The 17405-nt window shown below is 57.5% G+C and carries 17 protein-coding genes; 11 read left to right on the top strand and 6 right to left on the bottom strand.

What is annotated here, in order from left to right; all coding sequences use genetic code 11:
* Position 1 precedes the first annotated feature (1 nt).
* The 4 genes from ACQZ63_RS14135 (at position 2) to ACQZ63_RS14120 (ending at position 4161) form a co-directional block, all read left to right on the top strand.
* Positions 2-607, top strand: coding sequence for a nucleotidyltransferase family protein (locus tag ACQZ63_RS14135; protein ID WP_233284964.1), 606 nt, complete (start codon positions 2-4; stop codon positions 605-607).
* Between the two features lie 138 nt (positions 608-745).
* Entirely contained in the window at positions 746-1051 is a 306-nt protein-coding gene (locus ACQZ63_RS14130) for a putative quinol monooxygenase (protein WP_035252727.1), read from the top strand.
* A 299-nt stretch (positions 1052-1350) separates the two neighbouring features.
* Complete coding sequence (locus tag ACQZ63_RS14125; protein ID WP_003518336.1) at positions 1351-2337, top strand: GlxA family transcriptional regulator; 987 nt, start codon at positions 1351-1353, stop codon at positions 2335-2337.
* 66 nt (positions 2338-2403) lie between these two features.
* Complete coding sequence (locus tag ACQZ63_RS14120) at positions 2404-4161, top strand: putative bifunctional diguanylate cyclase/phosphodiesterase (protein ID WP_236761583.1); 1758 nt, start codon at positions 2404-2406, stop codon at positions 4159-4161.
* 61 nt (positions 4162-4222) lie between these two features.
* Here ACQZ63_RS14120 and ACQZ63_RS14115 read toward each other — a convergent pair whose 3' ends face one another.
* Positions 4223-4426 carry a cold-shock protein gene (locus tag ACQZ63_RS14115; protein WP_003518333.1) on the bottom strand — a complete coding sequence of 68 codons (204 nt, stop codon included), beginning with the start codon at positions 4424-4426 and terminating at the stop codon, positions 4223-4225.
* Positions 4427-4929: 503 nt separating this feature from the next.
* Here ACQZ63_RS14115 and ACQZ63_RS14110 point away from each other — a divergent pair.
* From ACQZ63_RS14110 to ACQZ63_RS14085, 6 genes are all read left to right on the top strand, one after another.
* Positions 4930-6042, top strand: a complete 1113-nt coding sequence (locus tag ACQZ63_RS14110) for an ABC transporter ATP-binding protein (protein ID WP_111800920.1) — start codon at positions 4930-4932, stop codon at positions 6040-6042.
* Positions 6039-6689, top strand: coding sequence for an ABC transporter permease (locus ACQZ63_RS14105; RefSeq protein ID WP_448799287.1), 651 nt, complete (start codon positions 6039-6041; stop codon positions 6687-6689). Before ACQZ63_RS14110 ends, ACQZ63_RS14105 begins: the two co-directional genes overlap by 4 nt.
* Positions 6686-7363, top strand: coding sequence for an ABC transporter permease (locus ACQZ63_RS14100; protein WP_003518330.1), 678 nt, complete (start codon positions 6686-6688; stop codon positions 7361-7363). The genes ACQZ63_RS14105 and ACQZ63_RS14100 overlap by 4 nt, the downstream gene beginning before the upstream one ends.
* A 61-nt stretch (positions 7364-7424) precedes the next feature.
* Positions 7425-8339 (top strand): ABC transporter substrate-binding protein, encoded by a 915-nt coding sequence (locus ACQZ63_RS14095; protein WP_003518329.1) that lies wholly within the window; start codon positions 7425-7427, stop codon positions 8337-8339.
* 104 nt (positions 8340-8443) lie between these two features.
* Complete coding sequence (gene hutC / locus ACQZ63_RS14090) at positions 8444-9187, top strand: histidine utilization repressor (RefSeq protein ID WP_035252724.1); 744 nt, start codon at positions 8444-8446, stop codon at positions 9185-9187.
* A 79-nt stretch (positions 9188-9266) separates the two neighbouring features.
* Positions 9267-10757: an HAL/PAL/TAL family ammonia-lyase gene (locus tag ACQZ63_RS14085; RefSeq protein ID WP_448799286.1), complete on the top strand. Its 1491-nt coding sequence runs from the start codon at positions 9267-9269 to the stop codon at positions 10755-10757.
* Positions 10758-10780: 23 nt separating this feature from the next.
* Here ACQZ63_RS14085 and ACQZ63_RS14080 read toward each other — a convergent pair whose 3' ends face one another.
* Both ACQZ63_RS14080 and ACQZ63_RS14075 read right to left on the bottom strand, forming a co-directional pair.
* Positions 10781-11527, bottom strand: coding sequence for a phosphate/phosphite/phosphonate ABC transporter substrate-binding protein (locus ACQZ63_RS14080; protein ID WP_035252707.1), 747 nt, complete (start codon positions 11525-11527; stop codon positions 10781-10783).
* A 20-nt stretch (positions 11528-11547) separates the two neighbouring features.
* Positions 11548-12591, bottom strand: a complete 1044-nt coding sequence (locus ACQZ63_RS14075; RefSeq protein ID WP_448799285.1) for a fatty acid desaturase — start codon at positions 12589-12591, stop codon at positions 11548-11550.
* 135 nt (positions 12592-12726) lie between these two features.
* Between ACQZ63_RS14075 and ACQZ63_RS14070 the strand changes: the two genes are divergently transcribed.
* Positions 12727-13563 (top strand): helix-turn-helix domain-containing protein, encoded by an 837-nt coding sequence (locus tag ACQZ63_RS14070; protein ID WP_003518324.1) that lies wholly within the window; start codon positions 12727-12729, stop codon positions 13561-13563.
* Between the two features lie 172 nt (positions 13564-13735).
* On the opposite strand, the gene ACQZ63_RS14065 is transcribed toward ACQZ63_RS14070, so the two are convergent.
* Genes ACQZ63_RS14065 through oppB form a run of 3 tightly spaced genes read right to left on the bottom strand, consistent with a single transcriptional unit; the run spans position 13736 to position 17394 of the window.
* Complete coding sequence (locus ACQZ63_RS14065) at positions 13736-15346, bottom strand: ABC transporter ATP-binding protein (RefSeq protein WP_038494790.1); 1611 nt, start codon at positions 15344-15346, stop codon at positions 13736-13738.
* 1 nt (position 15347) lies between these two features.
* The gene (locus ACQZ63_RS14060; RefSeq protein WP_003518322.1) at positions 15348-16478 is read right to left on the bottom strand and encodes an ABC transporter permease; all 1131 of its coding nucleotides are present in this window, start codon (positions 16476-16478) and stop codon (positions 15348-15350) included.
* A complete protein-coding gene (gene oppB / locus ACQZ63_RS14055; protein WP_003518321.1) occupies positions 16471-17394 on the bottom strand; it encodes an oligopeptide ABC transporter permease OppB in 924 nt (307 codons plus the stop codon). The genes ACQZ63_RS14060 and oppB overlap by 8 nt, the downstream gene beginning before the upstream one ends.
* Positions 17395-17405: the final 11 nt, after the last annotated feature.

Below are 17405 nucleotides of genomic sequence, written 5' to 3'. Positions count from 1 at the left end.
AGTGTCAGTTGCCGTGGTTGTCCTGGCCGCTGGACGATCGAGCAGGATGGCGGGTGCCGGGCACAAGCTTCTTGCGCGTTTTCGGGAAACCAGCCTCGTTCGTCGGGCCGCATTGGCAGCTATTGGGGCCGGCAGTCGTTCTGTGGTTGTTGTGACCGGATACCGAAGCTCGGACGTCGAGGCCGAAATTGCAGGGCTCGACGTGATCATCGCGAGAAATTCCAACTTCAGTGACGGAATGGCAAGCTCGATCGTGCTCGGCGTCCAGCGCGCCGCGTTGCAAGCTCCCGACGGGATTATGATCATGCTTGCGGATATGCCGTTGCTTGAACCTGCGGATATTGACGCACTCATCGGCGCTTTTGCGGAGAGAAACGGAAAGGCGATTATTCGCGCGGTGTGCGAAGGAAATCCGGGAAACCCGGTTGTCTTTCCTCGCGCCGCATTCCCGCAGCTCATGGCGCTTATAGGCGACAGCGGCGCGCGCAAGATAATCACCCAATCTGGTCTCGACGTCATCGACATAGAGATTGGCGAAAGCGCCAAGGTGGACATAGACAACACAGAGCAGCTCGTTGCTTTAGGTGGCCATCCAGAAATCGACTGATCATCGAAACCTCATGTGTGCAGAGGCGTGGATCGCATTTTTACATCGACACCCCTTTTTATTGTCCATCACCGAACATTTGTCGTGCTTAACGCGTTCCTTCAGTTGCGGCACAATGATGTGCCCATGGAGGTGGTCATGACCAAATTCGCGCTTTACGTTCCGCTCGAGGCAATGCCCGGCAAAGAACAGGAGGTCGCCGAGTTTCTGCGATCAGCCTTACCGCTGGTCAATGCAGAGCCCGGCACGATTTCCTGGTATGCGATACAGGGAGGCCCAACTTCGTTTGCAATCTTCGATACGTTCGACGATGAGGACGGTAGGGATGCGCACTTAAATGGCCAAGTCGCTGCAGCCTTGATGGCGAAGGCAGAGGCAGGGGACCTGTTCGCCAAGCCGCCGCAGATACACATGCTGTCTATCCTCGCCGAAAAGCGTTCATAGCCCAGACTATTCGGACCTCATAATGTCGAACAGATGGGCTCAGATCGGCAACAAAATGAGATAATATCTCGTTCACCAATGGCTGGCGGCTGGGATTGCGGTAGCAATCATAAAAGCATCCATTAGTGGTCGGCAGTTCGAACAAAGTCAGCGCGTGCAGAGTTCTTCCGTCGCTTCGAGCTAATACCTTTGACTTTAACGGACCTTCAGCATTGTGCAACCGTCGCCACATAGACCGGCGTCGGCGCGTAGATCCTCGTCGAGAGCTTTGAGTCCTTTGTGCAGGGAAAGATACTCTCATGCGGATCGTGATCTTCGTTCCAAAGGACGTGCATTCTCTGGAGCTTGCAGGGCTAATGGACGTGTTTGCCGAAGCAAATGCCCGTGTTGAAAAGTTATTCTACGAAGTTGCTGTCTTGGCAGGGCACGAGGGGACGATCCGCTGTGCATCGGGGCTAAAAATCCTGACCGACTGCGCTTTCGATGCGTACCTTGGTAGCCCCGATACATTGCTTGTAGCCGGCAGCGTCGGAGTTCCGCAAAGTCCGGGCGGGCGTGTTGTCGACTGGATTGTTAAAATCGCGGCTCAGGCGCGGCGCTATGGCTCCGTCTGCACAGGGGCATTCGTGCTTGGCGAGGCAGGTCTACTGAAAGACCGGCGTGTTACGACGCACTGGCAGTTCGCGTCACTGTTGGCCGAGCGCTTCCCCGAGACGCGGGTGGAAAGCGACCGGGTTTTTGTCCGTGATGGCGCGATGATCACGTCGGCCGGTTCCAGCGCGGCTATAGATCTCGGCCTTTCCCTCGTCGAGGAGGACTTGGGCCGGGAGATTGCGCTCTACGTTGCTCGCCGACTCGTCGTGTTTCTGAAGCGACCAGGCGATCAGTCGCAGTTCAGCGTGCATCTGGCGGCACAGGCTATCGACCGCAGCCGTCTACACAACGTCCAGCAATATGTTCTGAACCATCCGGCGGCTGACCTCTCTGTCAGCGCCTTGGCGAAGATCGCGGCCATGAGTGTGCGGAACTTTACGCGTGTTTTTTCGCAGGAGGTCGGTATATCGCCATCAGACTATGTCGACCGGACCCGTATCGACGTTGCGCGCTTCCTTTTGGAGGGGAGCCGCCTGCCAATCGCTTTGGTGGCAGCGAGAAGTGGTTTTGGATCGACACGCGCGATGCGCCGTGCCTTTGTTTCGCACGCTGGAGTGACGCCGTCCGACTACCGTGATCGCTTTCGGACGTCCGGCGATGGCGCGAGAATCAGTTTGTCCGAAAACGGCTGACGCTTGTCTTGGAACCGCCTCGGCTGCGGGTTGCCCCGCCCGTGTTCGCCGTCCATGGTTCTTGTCATGGAAGAATTCGAAAAACGCATGCAGTCGCACCTCATGCAGCCCGCGCCGGTCATTTCGGACAATGCGCTTCTCAGCTCCGACGCTATCAGGCCAATTCTTGCGACGCTGGTCGAAGAACTAACCGATGGGATCGCGATCGCACAGCGTTTGGGCGCCAATTCGCCTTTGCTCTATGTCAATCAGGCCTTCGAGCATCTGACTGGCTACGCTCGGAACGAGGTCGTCGGGAAAGATTGCCGCTATTTGCAGGGCAACGAGCGCGACCAACAAGAGGTCGTCCACATTCGCGCTGCGATCGATGCGGCGGAGCCTCTGGACTCAACGCTGCGTAACTATCGAAAGGACGGGTCGGCGTTCTGGAACAGTCTCAGTCTCCGGCCTGCCTGGGTGGGCGAAGAACTATTCTACGTCGGCATACTGCGCGACGTCTCGGCGATTCGCCAGGCGCACACCGCGCTGGATCGTGTCGCGAACCTCGACGCGACCACGGGTTGCCTGAACCGTCAAGCATTTATCCTGGCTACCGAGGAGCGTTTCGCAACCAATGCCAAAGCGACGCCCTTGGTCGTGAAGCTGGATGTGATCGGTTTTCACGATTTCAACACGGGATACGGTTTCGAAGTCGGGGATGCCCTGCTTTATGAAACAGGGCGGCGGCTGCGGGACGTGGGCGCTGCCCAGGTGGGACGCATGGGCGCCAATGAGTTCGCTTTGGCTTTTGAGCTCACGGATGGATCAAGTGCGGATACTATCGTGGCAGCGGTATTCGCTTCGCTTGCCGCTGACTTCGTCGTGCCAGGTGCAAGTGTCTCACTGCGTTTCGCCATCGGCTATGCGGTGGGCCAGCCTCGGGCGAGACCCATTTCGCTGATCCGCAATGCCGGCATCGCCCTGTGGGCCGCCAAGTCCGCCCCTCTGGGTGGTCCGCGACGGTTTCGAGACTCGGATCACGAACAGGCAAGCCGACGCGTGCGAATGACTCGCGAATTGAAGGTCGCGGTCGCGAATGACGAATTTGTGTATCACTTCCAACCCCAGGTAGACCTTGCAACCGGCGAGTGGGTGGGTGCGGAAGCTCTGATACGCTGGAATCATCCTCTGTTTGGCAGCCAGCTCCCCGGAAGTTTCGTCGAGACTGCCGAGCGATCAGGTCTGCTGCTTGATCTGACCGAACGAAGTCTGACGACCGTCGCAGCTTATGCACGGCGCATTAACGCGCATCGCGGCAAGGCTTTGCGCTTTGCGGTGAATGTATCCGCCGGGGAGTTCCTGCAGCATGACATGGCCGAAATGCTGGATCGGGTCCTGTGCCTGACCAAGGCCGACCCGGCATGGTTGACGCTTGAGATCACCGAAAGCATGTTTCTCAGCGATACACCCGGCGTGATGGACGCATTTCAGCGGCTGCGACAGAGCGGCGTCGGCCTTTCCGTCGATGACTTCGGCACGGGCTATTCAAACCTGCGATCGCTCGAAACCTTTCCGGTTACCGAGATCAAGATAGACCGCACCTTTATCAGCGAACTCGCAACGAGGCCGTCCAGAAGGGTGATTGTCCAGGCCGTTATCGATCTTGGACGCGCCCTTGGGTTAACTGTGGTTGCAGAAGGCGTGGAGACCGAGGCCCAGCGCAAAATGCTTCGCGAAATGGGCTGTCCGGTCGGCCAAGGCTACCTTTTCAGCCGTCCCATCGACGCCGAAGTTTTTGCATCCGGCTTGGCACGGATCGGGAGCGACGGGATGGAAACAGCCTAAGGTCAGCGGGAGTCAGGACCGATTTGGCCCCGCGAGTAATCGCGGAGCCAAGAGACGCTGATCAGATGAGGCTGACGTTCTCGGCCTTGGACTTTCCAGTCTTGCGGTCCTGTCCCACATCGTAGCTGACCTTCTGGCCATCCTGAAGAGAACCACCAAACCCTACGGCGGAGATGTGGACGAAGACGTCCGGGCCGCCGTTGTCCGGAGTGATGAAGCCGAAGCCTTTGTCCTGTGCGAAAAATTTGACGGTACCTGTTGCCATGTTATCCTCGTTAATTGAATACGACGCGGTAATACTATTGTTCGATGGCGGTGGCCACAAGGCTTTATGGCCTTCTCGAGCCAAGTCGCCGTGGATGAGTGGTTTTCAAAAACGCCTGTTTTGCGGTCTCAGTCACGATCAGCACGCGATCTGTTGAATTTCAGCACGAATTAATTCGTATTTCCATTCTGCTCCCGCGCACAAAAATTGAAGCAACGAGTTGCTTATGAACAAATTTGTCTCGTTGAGCGGGCCTGATCTTGATCGGCAAAGCAGCGCAGTTTGAAGGCGTAGAGAGTTGCGGCCGCCGAGATCGCTTGCTCTATGTGCATACAGCGCCTCTATAGCGGTCAAAATGCTTAAAGTTTAGTCATTTGCAGGGTTGCGGATATTTTCATCGATCTATCTTGCGGATACGCTATTTGCGTGCTTGTATAGACAACCTAGGCAGTCATCACAGTTGCCGAGCCTGAAGGCGCAGACAGAGCGCAGGAGAGATTTGCATGATCGTCTTCGACAACGTCACCAAGCAATATGCGGGCGCGGCTACTGCCGTAAACGGTTTGTCCCTGACGGCGCCAAACGGCAAGCTGACCGTGTTCGTCGGCCCTTCGGGTTGCGGCAAAACCACATCCTTGCGGATGATCAACAGGTTGATCGTACAATCGTCCGGTTCGATCCTTCTTGACGGCGAACCGACAGATGGCATGGACGTGGCACTGCTGCGTCGTCGTATCGGTTATGTCATCCAGCATGCCGGGCTTTTCCCCCATCGCACCGTTGTTCAGAACATTGCGACCACTGCGCGGCTAAACGGATCGCCGAAGGAAAAAGCACTGCGCACGGCGCATGAGTTGCTTGAGCGTGTAGGGCTAACCGCCGCCTTTGCCGATCGCTATCCGTGGCAGCTTTCGGGTGGCCAGCAGCAACGCGTCGGTGTTGCGCGTGCACTCGCTTCCGATCCCAAATTCATGCTGATGGACGAACCCTTCAGTGCTGTCGATCCCGTCGTTCGCACACAGTTGCAGGACGAATTTCTTCGCTTGCAGCGTGAGATTGGCAAGACCATCATCATGGTGACCCATGATATAGACGAGGCGTTGAAGCTTGGCGATCAGGTTGCTGTTTTGCGTGCCGGCGGAACGCTTGCGCAGATCGCCACTCCAGAGGAATTGCTGGCGCGCCCGGCAGATGCCTTCGTGGCGGACTTTATCGGCCGGGACAGAGGGTATCGCTTCCTGAGTTTTGCAGAATTTGACGGAGCAGTCCCTCTCGGTGCGGAGCCGACAGCCTTGCTCGGCGCAACACCGGACAGCCTTCGTGGCGTTGCAACGGATCGCTGGGTTCTGGTGACTGACGCCGAACATCGTCCCATTGGATGGGCCGATGCGCAAGGTCTCAGGCAGCCACTGCGTGAGGGAGATCTCAATCTCAGTGGCACGCTGGCGCCGGAAGGCAGCAGTTTGCGCCATGTGCTCGATGCAGCGTTGAGTTCGCCCTCCGGCCGCGGGGTCATCGTAGGGTCAACGGGCCAGCTTGTCGGCACCGTCACACTCTCTGATGTCGCCAAAGCCATCGAAGCCGCGCGGGTCGGTCGCTTCGGAGGTCAGCCATGAGGTTTGATTGGCTCTACCGGGAATCCGGGCGGATTTTCGAGCTTTTCATCTGGCATCTAGGCCTTTCGGTCATCCCGGTGGTGATCGGCCTGCTTCTTGCCCTGCCGCTCGGTTGGATTGCGCAGCGGGCCGGTTTATTCCGGTCGACCCTGCTGGGGGTTGCCGGACTTCTTTACACAATTCCGTCGCTTGCGCTGTTCGTCCTGCTGCCGCTGGTGCTCGGCACCCGTATACTCGATCCGCTAAACGTCGTCGTCGCGCTGACGATCTACGCGTTGGCGCTTCTGGTGCGAACAGTGAACGATGGTTTGGAATCGGTTTCGCCAGACGTCCTCCAGGCGGCCAATTCCATGGGCTACAGACAGGTTGCGCGTCTGGTGGTGGTGGAGCTACCGCTCGCGGTCCCTGTGATTGCCGCCGGATTGCGTGTGGCCGTGGTTTCCAATGTCAGCATCGTTTCCGTAGCGGCACTGGTTGGAACGCCGCAACTTGGTCTGCTCTTCACGCAGGGGCTTCAGCTGCGGTTCCTGACGCCGATTATAGCAGGCATCGTACTCTGCGTGCTTCTCGCAGCCTTGCTGGACGGGCTTGTTCTGCTCATTTCACGCCGCCTGACGCCGTGGCAGCCTGGGAGTGCGGCGCGATGATAGAATGGTTTAGCGATCCAGCTCACTGGACAGGGAGTGATGGTGTCATCGTTCTCGTCGGTCAGCATCTGGCTTATAGCTTTGCGGCCCTTTTCCTCGCCTGTCTGATTGGCTTGCCGGTTGGGCTTTATGTGGGACACACGGGACGCGGTGTCGTCTTCATCGCGGGTCTTGCAAATGCGCTGCGCTCCCTTCCAAGCCTCGGCCTGATCGCACTTCTTGTGATTGTTTTTGGCCCCGTTTTCGCATCCGATATGGCTTTTATCGTACCCAGCCTTATCGTGCTCGTGCTTCTGGCCGTGCCGCCGATCATGACTGGCAGTTACGCCGGTATCGCGGCGGTGGATCCCGCTGCGGTGGACGCTGCAAGAGGCATGGGGAAACGTCCGCTCGATATTCTGTTCGATGTGGAACTGCCCTGCGCTCTGCCATTGATCTTTTCCGGTCTGCGCAGCGCCACGCTTCAGATCATCTCGACCGCAACCATCGCCGCTTATGTTTCTCTTGGTGGTCTCGGTCGCCTGATCATCGATGGGCGGGCGCAGAACGATTATTATCAGATGGCCGCAGGTGCAGTTCTCGTCGGTGCGTTGGCCCTGACCGTGGATCTGATCATCGGCGTCATATCGAGGGTCACCGTATCACCAGGGCTGACGCGTCGAGCGAAGCGTTAGAGGTTCTAAAATAACGCGGTTTTCTATTCCACGACTGTTTCAACATAAAGGAGAAGCTCGCATGGCATTCAGGATCATCACTGCCGCCAGCGCATTTGCGCTCATGGCACTTTCCGCTGCTTCGGCATTGGCGCAAAGCAATCCGCTGGCCGCGCCAGCCACTCCGCGAACCGATACGACCACTATCATCGTCGGTTCCGCCGACTTCCCCGAAAGCCAGCTTCTGGCGACGATCTACGCCAAGGCCCTTGCCGCCAAAGGTGTTGCGGTCGAAACGAAGTTGAGCATCGGTAGCCGCGAAGTCTATATCCCTGCGTTGCTCGACGGATCAATCGATCTGTTGCCGGAGTATGCTGGTGCGACGCTGAGCTATCTCGACAAGAACGCGACGGCCCATTCGCCAAGCGATGTGGCCGCAGCGCTCAAGGCGGCTCTGCCGAAAGGCGTCTCTATGTTGACACCCTCCGCAGCACAGGATTCCGATAGCGTGGCTGTGACGCGCGCGACCGCTGACAAATACAAGCTGAAGACGATTGCCGATCTCGCACCCGTAGCCTCGCAGCTCGTGCTTGGCGGTCCACCGGAATGGAAAACGCGCAAGGAAGGCATTATCGGTCTGAAGGAACTTTATGGCCTCGAGTTCCAGTCGTTCAAATCGCTTGACGTCGGTGGCCCGCTGACCCTTTCGGCACTCATCAACGGTCAGGTCCATGCTGCAAACCTGTTCTCGACCGATCCGGCCATCGCTGCAAACGATCTCATCGTGCTTGAAGACGTCAAGAACCTCTTTCCCGCCCAGAACATCGTACCAGTGATTGCCACACCGAAAGTTAGCGACGTTGTGACAAGCACTCTCGATGCTGTTTCTGCCGCCCTGACGACGAAAGATCTCGTCGTTATGAACGGTCGTCTGGCCAATCACGACAGTTTCGATGTCGTGGCGGGCGACTGGCTGGCCGAACACAAATTGAACTGAATCCATCGGCAAAGGGCGTGGCATTGCCCCTCCCTTTGCCGACAACCCTGCGTATTGGTGACGTCATAGCTATGGATCACGACAGAAAGATTTTCCGGGAAGTGATGTCACCGATATCTGAGAACGCTCATGACGCGCAGGGCACCGAAGACCAGAGTTCACCACTCTATGTAAAGCTGAAGGACTATGTCCGCAGTCGCGTCGAGGCGGGTGAGTGGAAGATCGGTCAACGTGTTCCATCGGAAAACGAACTGGTCGATATTCTCGGTGTCAGCCGTATGACGGCCAACCGCGCTTTGCGTGAGCTGGCCGACGAAGGGCTTGTGGTGCGTGTACGCGGCAAAGGTTCGTTCGTTGCGTCCAAGAAGCGCACATCGCAGTTCCAGAGCGTACCCAACATTGCCGAAGAAATAACACGCAACGGCGGTGTTCACAGCGCGCGGGTCATACTTCTTCAAATCGAAACCTGCGATCCAGATCTTGCCGAAGCGCTCGCTGTTCCGGCTGGCAGCCTTGCTGCGCACTCGATCATTGTGCATGCGGAAGACGGCGTGCCGATGCAAATCGAGGATCGTTTCGTCAATTCGGACTGCGCGCCCGATTACATCAAACAGGATTTCAACCTCGTAACACCCAACGGTTATCTCACGCGAGTGGCACCGATCGTGAAAGCCGAGCAGCATATCGAGGCGGTCAGCGCACAGCCCTGGGAATGCAAGCTGCTGGCGATTTCCAAGACGGAACCATGCCTGCTCGTGCGTCGTCGCACATGGTCGACAAAGGGGATCGTGTCTTCTGTCCGCCTCCTTTATCCCGGCAGCCGCTATCGTCTTTACAGCAGTAATTGAGACACGGGCCAACGCCGGCAGTATTCAAGATGGAAAATTCCCGCTCCTCGCAGCCGTTTCTGCATCATAGGAAAACGTCATGACTGTTCTACTGGATGATGGATTGAGTTGGCGCGATGTGGCCCATATCGGCAAGGGCGAGGCACTGCGTGTGTCAGACGCGGCCTATCTGCGGATTGACCGGGCGAGCCAGATCGTTGACAGCATCGTCGAAAGCGGTGTGCGTGCCTATGGCATCAATACCGGGGTCGGTGCACTGTCGGACACTGTGGTGGATCGCACCGCGCAGGGTCGGCTGTCGCGCTCCATTATTCTCAGCCATGCCTGCGGTGTCGGCCCGTTGTTGGATCCTCGCGAAGTTCGGGCAATCATGGCGGCGCAGATCGCCAATTTCGCCCATGGGCACTCCGGTGTCCGACGCGAGATCGTCTCGCATCTGTCGACGTTTCTGGAACAGGATTGTATTCCCGACGTGCCGTCCCGCGGATCGGCGGGCTATCTGGTGCACAACGCGCATGTTGCGCTTGTTCTGATCGGAGAGGGCCAGGCCCGGCTCGGCGGGCGCGTTATGAGTGGACGAGATGCCCTGGCGGCAATGGGACTTCAACCCATCGTGCTGGGTGCCAAGGAAGGGCTGAGCCTCGTCAATGGTACAGCCTGTGCGACCGGTCTTTCCTGCATGGCACTCGCGCGGGCCAATCACCTGCTAGATTGGGCCGATGCCATAGCGGCGCTGACGCTTGAAGCAGCAGGCTGCCAGATCGACGCTTTTGACGAGACGGTTCTCGCGCTGCGTCCCTCGACGGGAATCGCGGCCGTCGGGGCCGCTCTGCGATCCCGGCTTGAAGGCAGTGGGCTGGTTGCCGCCGCTCATGGCAGGCGGACACAGGACGCGCTAAGCCTGCGTGCCGTGCCGCATGCGCATGGTGCTGCACGCGACATCTTCGATGCCTGCGCCTCCATCGTTGACCGAGAGCTCGCCTCCGTCACCGACAATCCCGCGATCCTTGGCACGCCCGAGCAGCCCGTCGTCTCGTCGGAGGCCCATGCCGTTGCCCCGGCATTGGGGCAGGCGGCAGACAGTCTCGCCATCGCCATTGCACAGATTGCGTCCATGAGCGAGCGCCGTATCGACAGGCTGGTCAATCCTCTGGTGAGTGGTCTGCCGCCATTTCTGGCGACCGATGCCGGAAGCCATTCAGGTTTCATGATCGCGCAATATACGGCCGTAGCCCTTGTCGGCGATAGCAGACGTCTTTCCGCGCCTGCCTCCACAGATGGAGGGCTGACATCGGGATTACAGGAGGATTTCCTCTCTCATCCCACGGCAGCCGCCAACAAGCTGCTCGCGGTTCTCGACAATGCAGAATATATTCTGGCCATCGAATGGATGGCCGGGGTGCAGGCCCATGATTTCCTGGAAAATGTTGCCGGGCGGGCAGCCGGAACAAATGCGGTCTACAATCTGCTTCGCGAGCACCTCCAGCCCTATTCGGATGACCGGCCCCTGTCTGCGGACATGGAAAAGGCAAGGCTGCTCCTGCGTGATTTCTCGCCACCGGATATGTGATTGAAAGCCGTAAGGCTCGTGCCTTACATGGTGAAAGGCAGATCGATACCCTTGGCGCGGATGAAGGGCAGGCCTTTGCGCCGTGCAGTCCAGCCGATAACGTGAAGGCTCCGGGCGGCCGGTTCATGCCGTTGCGCAAGCATCCAGGATTTGCAGTCGATCGCGGCAATGTCCGCCCGGCCCTCGGCCACTGCGATGACGGAAGCGCGGTGCGCACCGGTTTCGAGACAATTTTCAAACAGATCGAGGCCCGCGCCTTCTGCTTCCAGATCGCGTTTCAAGCTGAGATAGCCGGATAATGACTTGTGCTCGTTGAATGCCAGTATTTTCCCGCTAAGAAATCCTTTCGGCAAAGCGGCCTCACCGGTTTTCGAAGGTTCAGCACCCTCTCCACCGTCTGCTATGCGGGCAATGATGGCGCTGGAATAGAACTCGCCTGCACCACCCTTGATGCCATTATAATCGCTCTGTCCAATCACCTGCACATGATCCTGCAGGCCAAACTCCATTGGGCCCCAGCAGGTGCCGGATATCAGCAGAGCCGGATGCCGCCAGAGCACCGCAAGATCCAATGCATCGGGATCGAGCGTGGCAGGGTCTGCGGCAATGATGGCGCCGTCCTTTCCACGAATACCTCCCGGAACCGCCGGCATATCGCCGTTGCGTCTGGTGAGGCCTTTGGGAGCGTCGATACCCTCTGCTAAAAAACGGGTGCGCATATCGGCCCACAGCCTGTCCGTCTCATTGCGCAGTTCGGGCCAGTCATACATTGGCAGTGCCGCGATCCATGTCACGATGGAATTTCCAGTCTCACGTCTTGTTCCTGCATCGCATTGTCAGAAAAAATCAGAGCGGCAGGCACGACGGGTGACGCGATTAAAACTTGCTCGTCCCGTCGCAAGACAGGATGCGCTACCGGTTCCTTGGCCTTGAAGGCGAAAGCGCGGAACACCTCGAAATAATTGCTGAACACATATCCGTCATTCATCTTCTGCCACTCCGCCCGCCTCTCGCTGTAGAGGGAGGGCAATTTATACCAGGCGGCTGTCGGCATTTTGTGATGCACGAAATGCAGGTTGTTATAGAGAAACAGTGGAGCCAGGATGGAGTTTTCAACAATGATCGTTCTCCCATCCGGCTGTTCGGACCATTGATGTTCGCAATAGGAGCGAATGGCAATGATGGATATGCCCAGATAGGCCGCCACACTAACATAGAGCCAGATTGGAACGCCGAAAATCAGGGATATGACCAGCAGTGTCGGAACAAGTCCGGCCAGATGCAGGGTCCAGGCATAGATCACCCTCCGATCACCCTGCGCGATCTTGCGCCATTCGGATATCGTGAAACCAACAACCATCAGCGGAGGGCCGATGACCAGACGCCCGATGAACGTATTGTTCCATCCCAGCAGGACCTTGAGGAACGACGGCATCTTTTGCCAGTCGCCCATAGCCCGGTAATAGCTTTCCGGATCGTCGAATGGGTCGGTCAGACGCTCGTCTGCATGGTGTTGCAGATGCGTGCGCTTGTAACTGCGATAGGGGTAGAAAATCCCGAGCGGCAGAAAGACCATAGCTTCGTTCAGTCGTGCATTGCGCGTGGGGTGCCCATGTAGAACCTCGTGCTGGAGCGAGGAGTGCAGGGCAACTGCAATGCCCATGAGCACCAGAGAAACGATTGGAAACATCGGATACAGAAAATATCCCGCGAAAATCCAGAGACCGTAACAGACCGCCAACAGCGAGACTGTTGGCCATTCAATTCGGTCACGCGTTCTTCTGCGGCGCACGCCAGTCAGCCGCGTCGTCTTCTTTGCCAATATGTCTGTCATTTCATACTCTTGATGCCCCTGTCACCGTAGGGTCGCATCAGTCTCAGCCAGCCACAACGGGTTTATGGTGACCAACTGTTGATTTTGATAACAGTTTAAGCATTATGGTGATAATTATAAACAAACGGGTGAATTATGGACAAACGCGCGCTCGCAGAATTGTTTCGTGCCCGCCTGATCCAGCTGGTGAACAGGTCAGAAGACAACCAGGCGTCTTTTGCCGCCGCTATTGGCATTGATCGATCAGCACTTTCGCAATTGCTTTCCGGTGATTCGGCGCGGCTTCCGCGTGTGGAGACGCTGCTGAATATCGCCGAGCGACATTCCGTCTCGCTCGACTGGCTACTCGGTCTTTCCCATGATCAGGGGTTGATGGGGGAATTGCGGCCAAGTTTCGAGATCGAGGAGGGCGGTGCTGATTATACGGATACGCTGTTGATGAAGTGGCATGCGGAAGCTGCAGGCACCAAAATCCGTTATGTTCCGGCACGCATTCCCGATCTGCTTCGCACACCCGAGATCATCGCTTTCGAGGCCATGGGCGCGCATCAGAGTGTGATGGCGCAGGCCAGCGAAACGGCGTTTCGACTCGATTATAATCGCCAGCCTGGTACCGACATGGAAGTTTGCATGCCGCTCGAAACGCTGGAAGCTTTTGCGCAGGGGCGCGGTATGTGGAGCGGTTTGGACCGCGAGACACGTGCCGAACAACTCAAACATATGTCGGGACTTATCAGCGAGCTATACCCATCATTCCGGCTGTTTCTGTTCAATGAAAAAGAACGCTTTTCCGTGCCCTATACGATCTTCGGTTCGCAACGGGCAGCACTTTTCGTCGGCGCCATGTATCTTGTGCTCAACAACGCTGAAGCCATCCGTAAGATGCAACGTCACTTCGACGAGCTGATACGTTTTACCCGCATTCATGCCCATGAAACCGCGGATTTCGTTATGAATTTGGAAGTCGCTTAGTCCTGTGACGGGTACCAGCTTTCGCACATCATCGAACCTGCTTGCTACGTGGCGATATGGTCGGGATTGAACAGGAGAGGAAGGCCGCCATGGCCTCTAAATAACGACCTCCTCCACAAACCGGATCTTTTGTAACGGCGCCAGAAAAAGCCCGGCAGTGCCGGGCTGTAATCTATGATGTTACTTCGGCCGAAAACGCGGATTTGATCAGTGTTTTGGTATATTCAGCCGCCGGCCGCTCGAATATCGCGTCCGTTTCTCCCTCTTCGACAATCTTCCCGTTTCTCATCACGATGACATAATCCGAAATGGCCTTGATGACAGAGAGGTCGTGGCTGATGAAGATGTAGGAAAGGTTGTGCGTTTTCTGCAAATTACGCAAGAGGTCGATAACTTGTCCTTGAATGGATCGGTCCAGCGCCGATGTAGGTTCATCGAGAATGACGACATCTGGTTTGAGGATGATCGCGCGGGCAATTGCGATACGCTGACGTTGCCCGCCTGAAAACTCGTGCGGGTAGCGGTTGCGGGCGGCGGGATCGAGGCCGACTTCTTTCAGCGCTTCTATTGCTCGCTCGTCGCGCTGCGCGCGGCTGAGCTGTGGGTCGTGCACAAAGAGACCCTCAGTGATGATCTCTCCAACAGTCTGCCTTGGCGAAAGAGATCCATACGGATCCTGGAACACAAGCTGCAGCTGCCGCCGCAATGGCCTCATTGCCGTTCGGCCAAGTCCGGTGATTTCCGTCTTGCCGAAGAAAATGCGGCCCTCTGCAGTGACAAGGCGCAGAAGCGCGCGACCGAGCGTGGACTTGCCTGATCCGGATTCACCGACGATGCCGATGGTCTGCCCTTGATGAAGGCTGACATTAACGCCGTCCACGGCCCTGAAAGCCCGTGACTTCGACAGGAAGGCGCCCGGGATCACATAATCGATCGTGACGTTCTGGCCAGCGAGAACGACCGGCGCTTCTTTGCCGACCGGCGGCTTGTGGCCGCTGGGTTCGGCATCGAGAAGCATCCTCGTATAGTCCGCCTGCGGGCGCTCGAAGATCTCTTCCGTCGGACCGGTTTCAACGATCTCGCCTCGGCGCATAACCGCAACACGATCGGCAAAATGCCTGACGACACCGAGATCGTGCGTTATCAGCACCACGGCCATGCCGAAGCGCTGCTGCAACGACTTCAGAAGATCGAGGATCTGCGCCTGGATTGTCACGTCGAGCGCGGTGGTTGGCTCATCCGCGATCAGAATATCCGGCTCGTTTGCCAGCGCCATGGCGATCATGACGCGTTGGCGCTGGCCGCCTGAAAGCTCATGCGGGTAGCTGTCGATGCGCCGCTCCGGGTCCGGAATACCGACAAGTTTCAGGAGTTCGAGAACGCGTGCCCTCGCTTCCTTCTTGCTGCCGCCCCGGTGATGGACGATTGGCTCGGCGATCTGCGCGCCGATCCTGTAAAGCGGATCGAGCGAGGTCATCGGCTCCTGGAAAATCATGGTGATTTTCGCGCCACGGATTTTGTTCAGCTCGTTGACCGGCAAGCCTACCAACTCGCGTCCACGATATTGCGCCGAGCCTTGAATGACGCCGTTGGAAGACAAGAGGCCCATGATGCCCATCATGGTCTGGCTTTTGCCAGAGCCGGATTCCCCGACGACAGCGAGCGTTTCACCCTGCTTTACGTGGAGATCGACACCTTTGACGGCGTTGACGGTGCCGTCTGGCGTAGTGAAATCGACCTTGAGATTGCGGACGGTGAGAATGTTTTCAGATGTCGTATTCATGTCAACGATCCTTGGGATCGAGTGCATCACGCAATCCGTCGCCTACGAAGTTCAGCGAAAAAAGCGTCAGCACGAAGAAGATTGCCGGGAATATCAGCAGCCACGGGGCCGACTGAATATTGTTGGCGCCTTCGGAAATGAGCGCACCCCAACTCGTGAGTGGTGCCTGAACACCAAGCCCCAGGAAGGAGAGAAAGCTTTCAAGAAGTATGACCTTCGGGACAACGACCGTCACGAACACGACCACGGGACCGATGGTGTTGGGGATGATGTGACGGCGGATGATCTGCCAGTCGCTCAAACCCAAGGCCTGAGCTGCCGCCACAAATTCCCGCCGTTTCAAGGCAAGCGTCTGGCCACGCACGATACGCGCCATATCCAGCCACTCCACTGCGCCAATGACAAGGAAGATCAGGATGAAGCTACGCCCGAAGAAAACCACGAGAACCACGACCAGGAAGACGAAGGGCAGCGAATAGAGGATCTCGACGAAACGCATCATTACATTGTCGACCCGCCCGCCGATGTAACCCGCCGTAGCGCCGTAAAGCACGCCGATGCCGAGCGAAACGAGGCTGGCGAGAACGCCGACGGCAATGGAGATCTGGCCGCCCAGCATTACGCGAGCCAGCATGTCGCGACCGTTTGAATCTGTACCGAAGAAGAAGTATTCGCGATTGACATCGCCTTCCAACTTCAGCGTTCGACCATCATCTTCCGTAGCAACGACTTTCGTGTTTTCGAATTCGTTGGCGCGGTCGAAATAACGTGTCGTGCGCGGGTCAATCGGGCTGCTGGAGGTAACCGTTGCCGTGAAGGTCTGCCCTTCGACGGCAAACTCCTTCAGTTCGACGCGCGCACGGCCTGCCACACCTTCCATGACGCTCTGGAGGTTGTTCACGTCCGGGCGCGGCTCGAGGCTTGGCGCGACGGAGACGTAGGACGAAAACACCTGATCATAGGTGTGTGAAAGGAAATGCGGGCCGATAAACGAGAAAAGTGTGATCAGCACAAGCATGATGGAGCCAGCCATGGCGGCCTTGTTTCGTCTGAAACGCAGGGCTGCAAGCTGGAACAGGCTTCGGCTTTTCACCGATGGCTGAGGGGCGATATTGCCGGAGATATCAGTCATGTCTGACCCTCGGATCGAGCAGGCCGTAGAGAATATCGACCACGAGATTGAACAGGATGACGAAAATGGCGATGAGAACGACCGTTCCCATGACCAGCGTGTAGTCACGATTGATGGCGCCAAGAACGAAGTAGCGGCCGACACCGGGAATGGTGAAGATCGTCTCGATGACCGCCGAGCCCGTCAGCAGCGCTGCGGCGCAAGGCGCAAGATATGAAACGACCGGCAGCATCGCCGCGCGCATGGCGTGAATCACCACGACGCTGCGAGCCGGGAGGCCATAGGCTCTGGCGGTGCGGATATGGTCCATGCGCAGAGCCTCGATCATTGCACCGCGCGTCAGACGCGCGATGACCGCGAGCTGCGGCAAGGCGAGCGCGATCATCGGAAGAATGAGATAGCGTAGCGACCCATCACCCCAGCTACCTGCGGGCAGAAGCCCCAGCAAGACGGCGAAGATAAGCGTGAGGACAGGTGCGACGACGAAATTCGGCACGGTGATGCCGATGGTCGAGATGGACATGATGGAGAAATCGAAAGTGCTATTCTGCCTGAGTGCGGCAAAGGTGCCGGCAAGAATGCCGCCGACCAACGCCAGCAAAAGAGCATAGCAACCGAGCTCCAGCGAATAGGGCAGGCCTTTGCCGATCAACTGGGCGACGGTGTTGTCCTTGTAGATGTAGCTCGGACCGAAATCGCCGGTGGCGGCGTTGCCGAGATAGATGAGATACTGGCGCCACAATGGCTCATCCAGATGATAGGTTCTCATCAGGTTTTCCATTGTTTGCGGGGGCAGGGGCCGCTCGAGGTTGAACGGACCGCCCGGTGCGAAACGCATCAGGAAAAACGAAATCGTGACGACGATGAACAATGTCGGCACGGCGCTCGCCAAACGGCGCAGGATAAATGAAATCATGATTTTCAGGC

It is taken from the genome of Agrobacterium sp. CG160-95, assembly GCF_053521725.1.
The sequence above is the reverse complement of the archived record's forward strand: the minus strand, read 5'-3'. Positions and strand labels throughout refer to the sequence as shown.

Bases quoted from the DNA above. Each gene is read 5' to 3' on its own strand.
- ACQZ63_RS14130 (WP_035252727.1), top strand. From the start codon at position 746: ATGACCAAATTCGCGCTTTACGTTCCGCTCGAGGCAATGCCCGGCAAA.
- ACQZ63_RS14125 (WP_003518336.1), top strand. From the start codon at position 1,351: ATGCGGATCGTGATCTTCGTTCCAAAGGACGTGCATTCTCTGGAGCTT.
- ACQZ63_RS14120 (WP_236761583.1), top strand. From the start codon at position 2,404: ATGGAAGAATTCGAAAAACGCATGCAGTCGCACCTCATGCAGCCCGCG.
- ACQZ63_RS14115 (WP_003518333.1), bottom strand. From the start codon at position 4,426: ATGGCAACAGGTACCGTCAAATTTTTCGCACAGGACAAAGGCTTCGGC.
- ACQZ63_RS14110 (WP_111800920.1), top strand. From the start codon at position 4,930: ATGATCGTCTTCGACAACGTCACCAAGCAATATGCGGGCGCGGCTACT.
- ACQZ63_RS14105 (WP_448799287.1), top strand. From the start codon at position 6,039: ATGAGGTTTGATTGGCTCTACCGGGAATCCGGGCGGATTTTCGAGCTT.
- ACQZ63_RS14100 (WP_003518330.1), top strand. From the start codon at position 6,686: ATGATAGAATGGTTTAGCGATCCAGCTCACTGGACAGGGAGTGATGGT.
- ACQZ63_RS14095 (WP_003518329.1), top strand. From the start codon at position 7,425: ATGGCATTCAGGATCATCACTGCCGCCAGCGCATTTGCGCTCATGGCA.
- hutC (WP_035252724.1), top strand. From the start codon at position 8,444: ATGTCACCGATATCTGAGAACGCTCATGACGCGCAGGGCACCGAAGAC.
- ACQZ63_RS14085 (WP_448799286.1), top strand. From the start codon at position 9,267: ATGACTGTTCTACTGGATGATGGATTGAGTTGGCGCGATGTGGCCCAT.
- ACQZ63_RS14080 (WP_035252707.1), bottom strand. From the start codon at position 11,527: ATGTATGACTGGCCCGAACTGCGCAATGAGACGGACAGGCTGTGGGCC.
- ACQZ63_RS14075 (WP_448799285.1), bottom strand. From the start codon at position 12,591: ATGACAGACATATTGGCAAAGAAGACGACGCGGCTGACTGGCGTGCGC.
- ACQZ63_RS14070 (WP_003518324.1), top strand. From the start codon at position 12,727: ATGGACAAACGCGCGCTCGCAGAATTGTTTCGTGCCCGCCTGATCCAG.
- ACQZ63_RS14065 (WP_038494790.1), bottom strand. From the start codon at position 15,346: ATGAATACGACATCTGAAAACATTCTCACCGTCCGCAATCTCAAGGTC.
- ACQZ63_RS14060 (WP_003518322.1), bottom strand. From the start codon at position 16,478: ATGACTGATATCTCCGGCAATATCGCCCCTCAGCCATCGGTGAAAAGC.
- oppB (WP_003518321.1), bottom strand. From the start codon at position 17,394: ATGATTTCATTTATCCTGCGCCGTTTGGCGAGCGCCGTGCCGACATTG.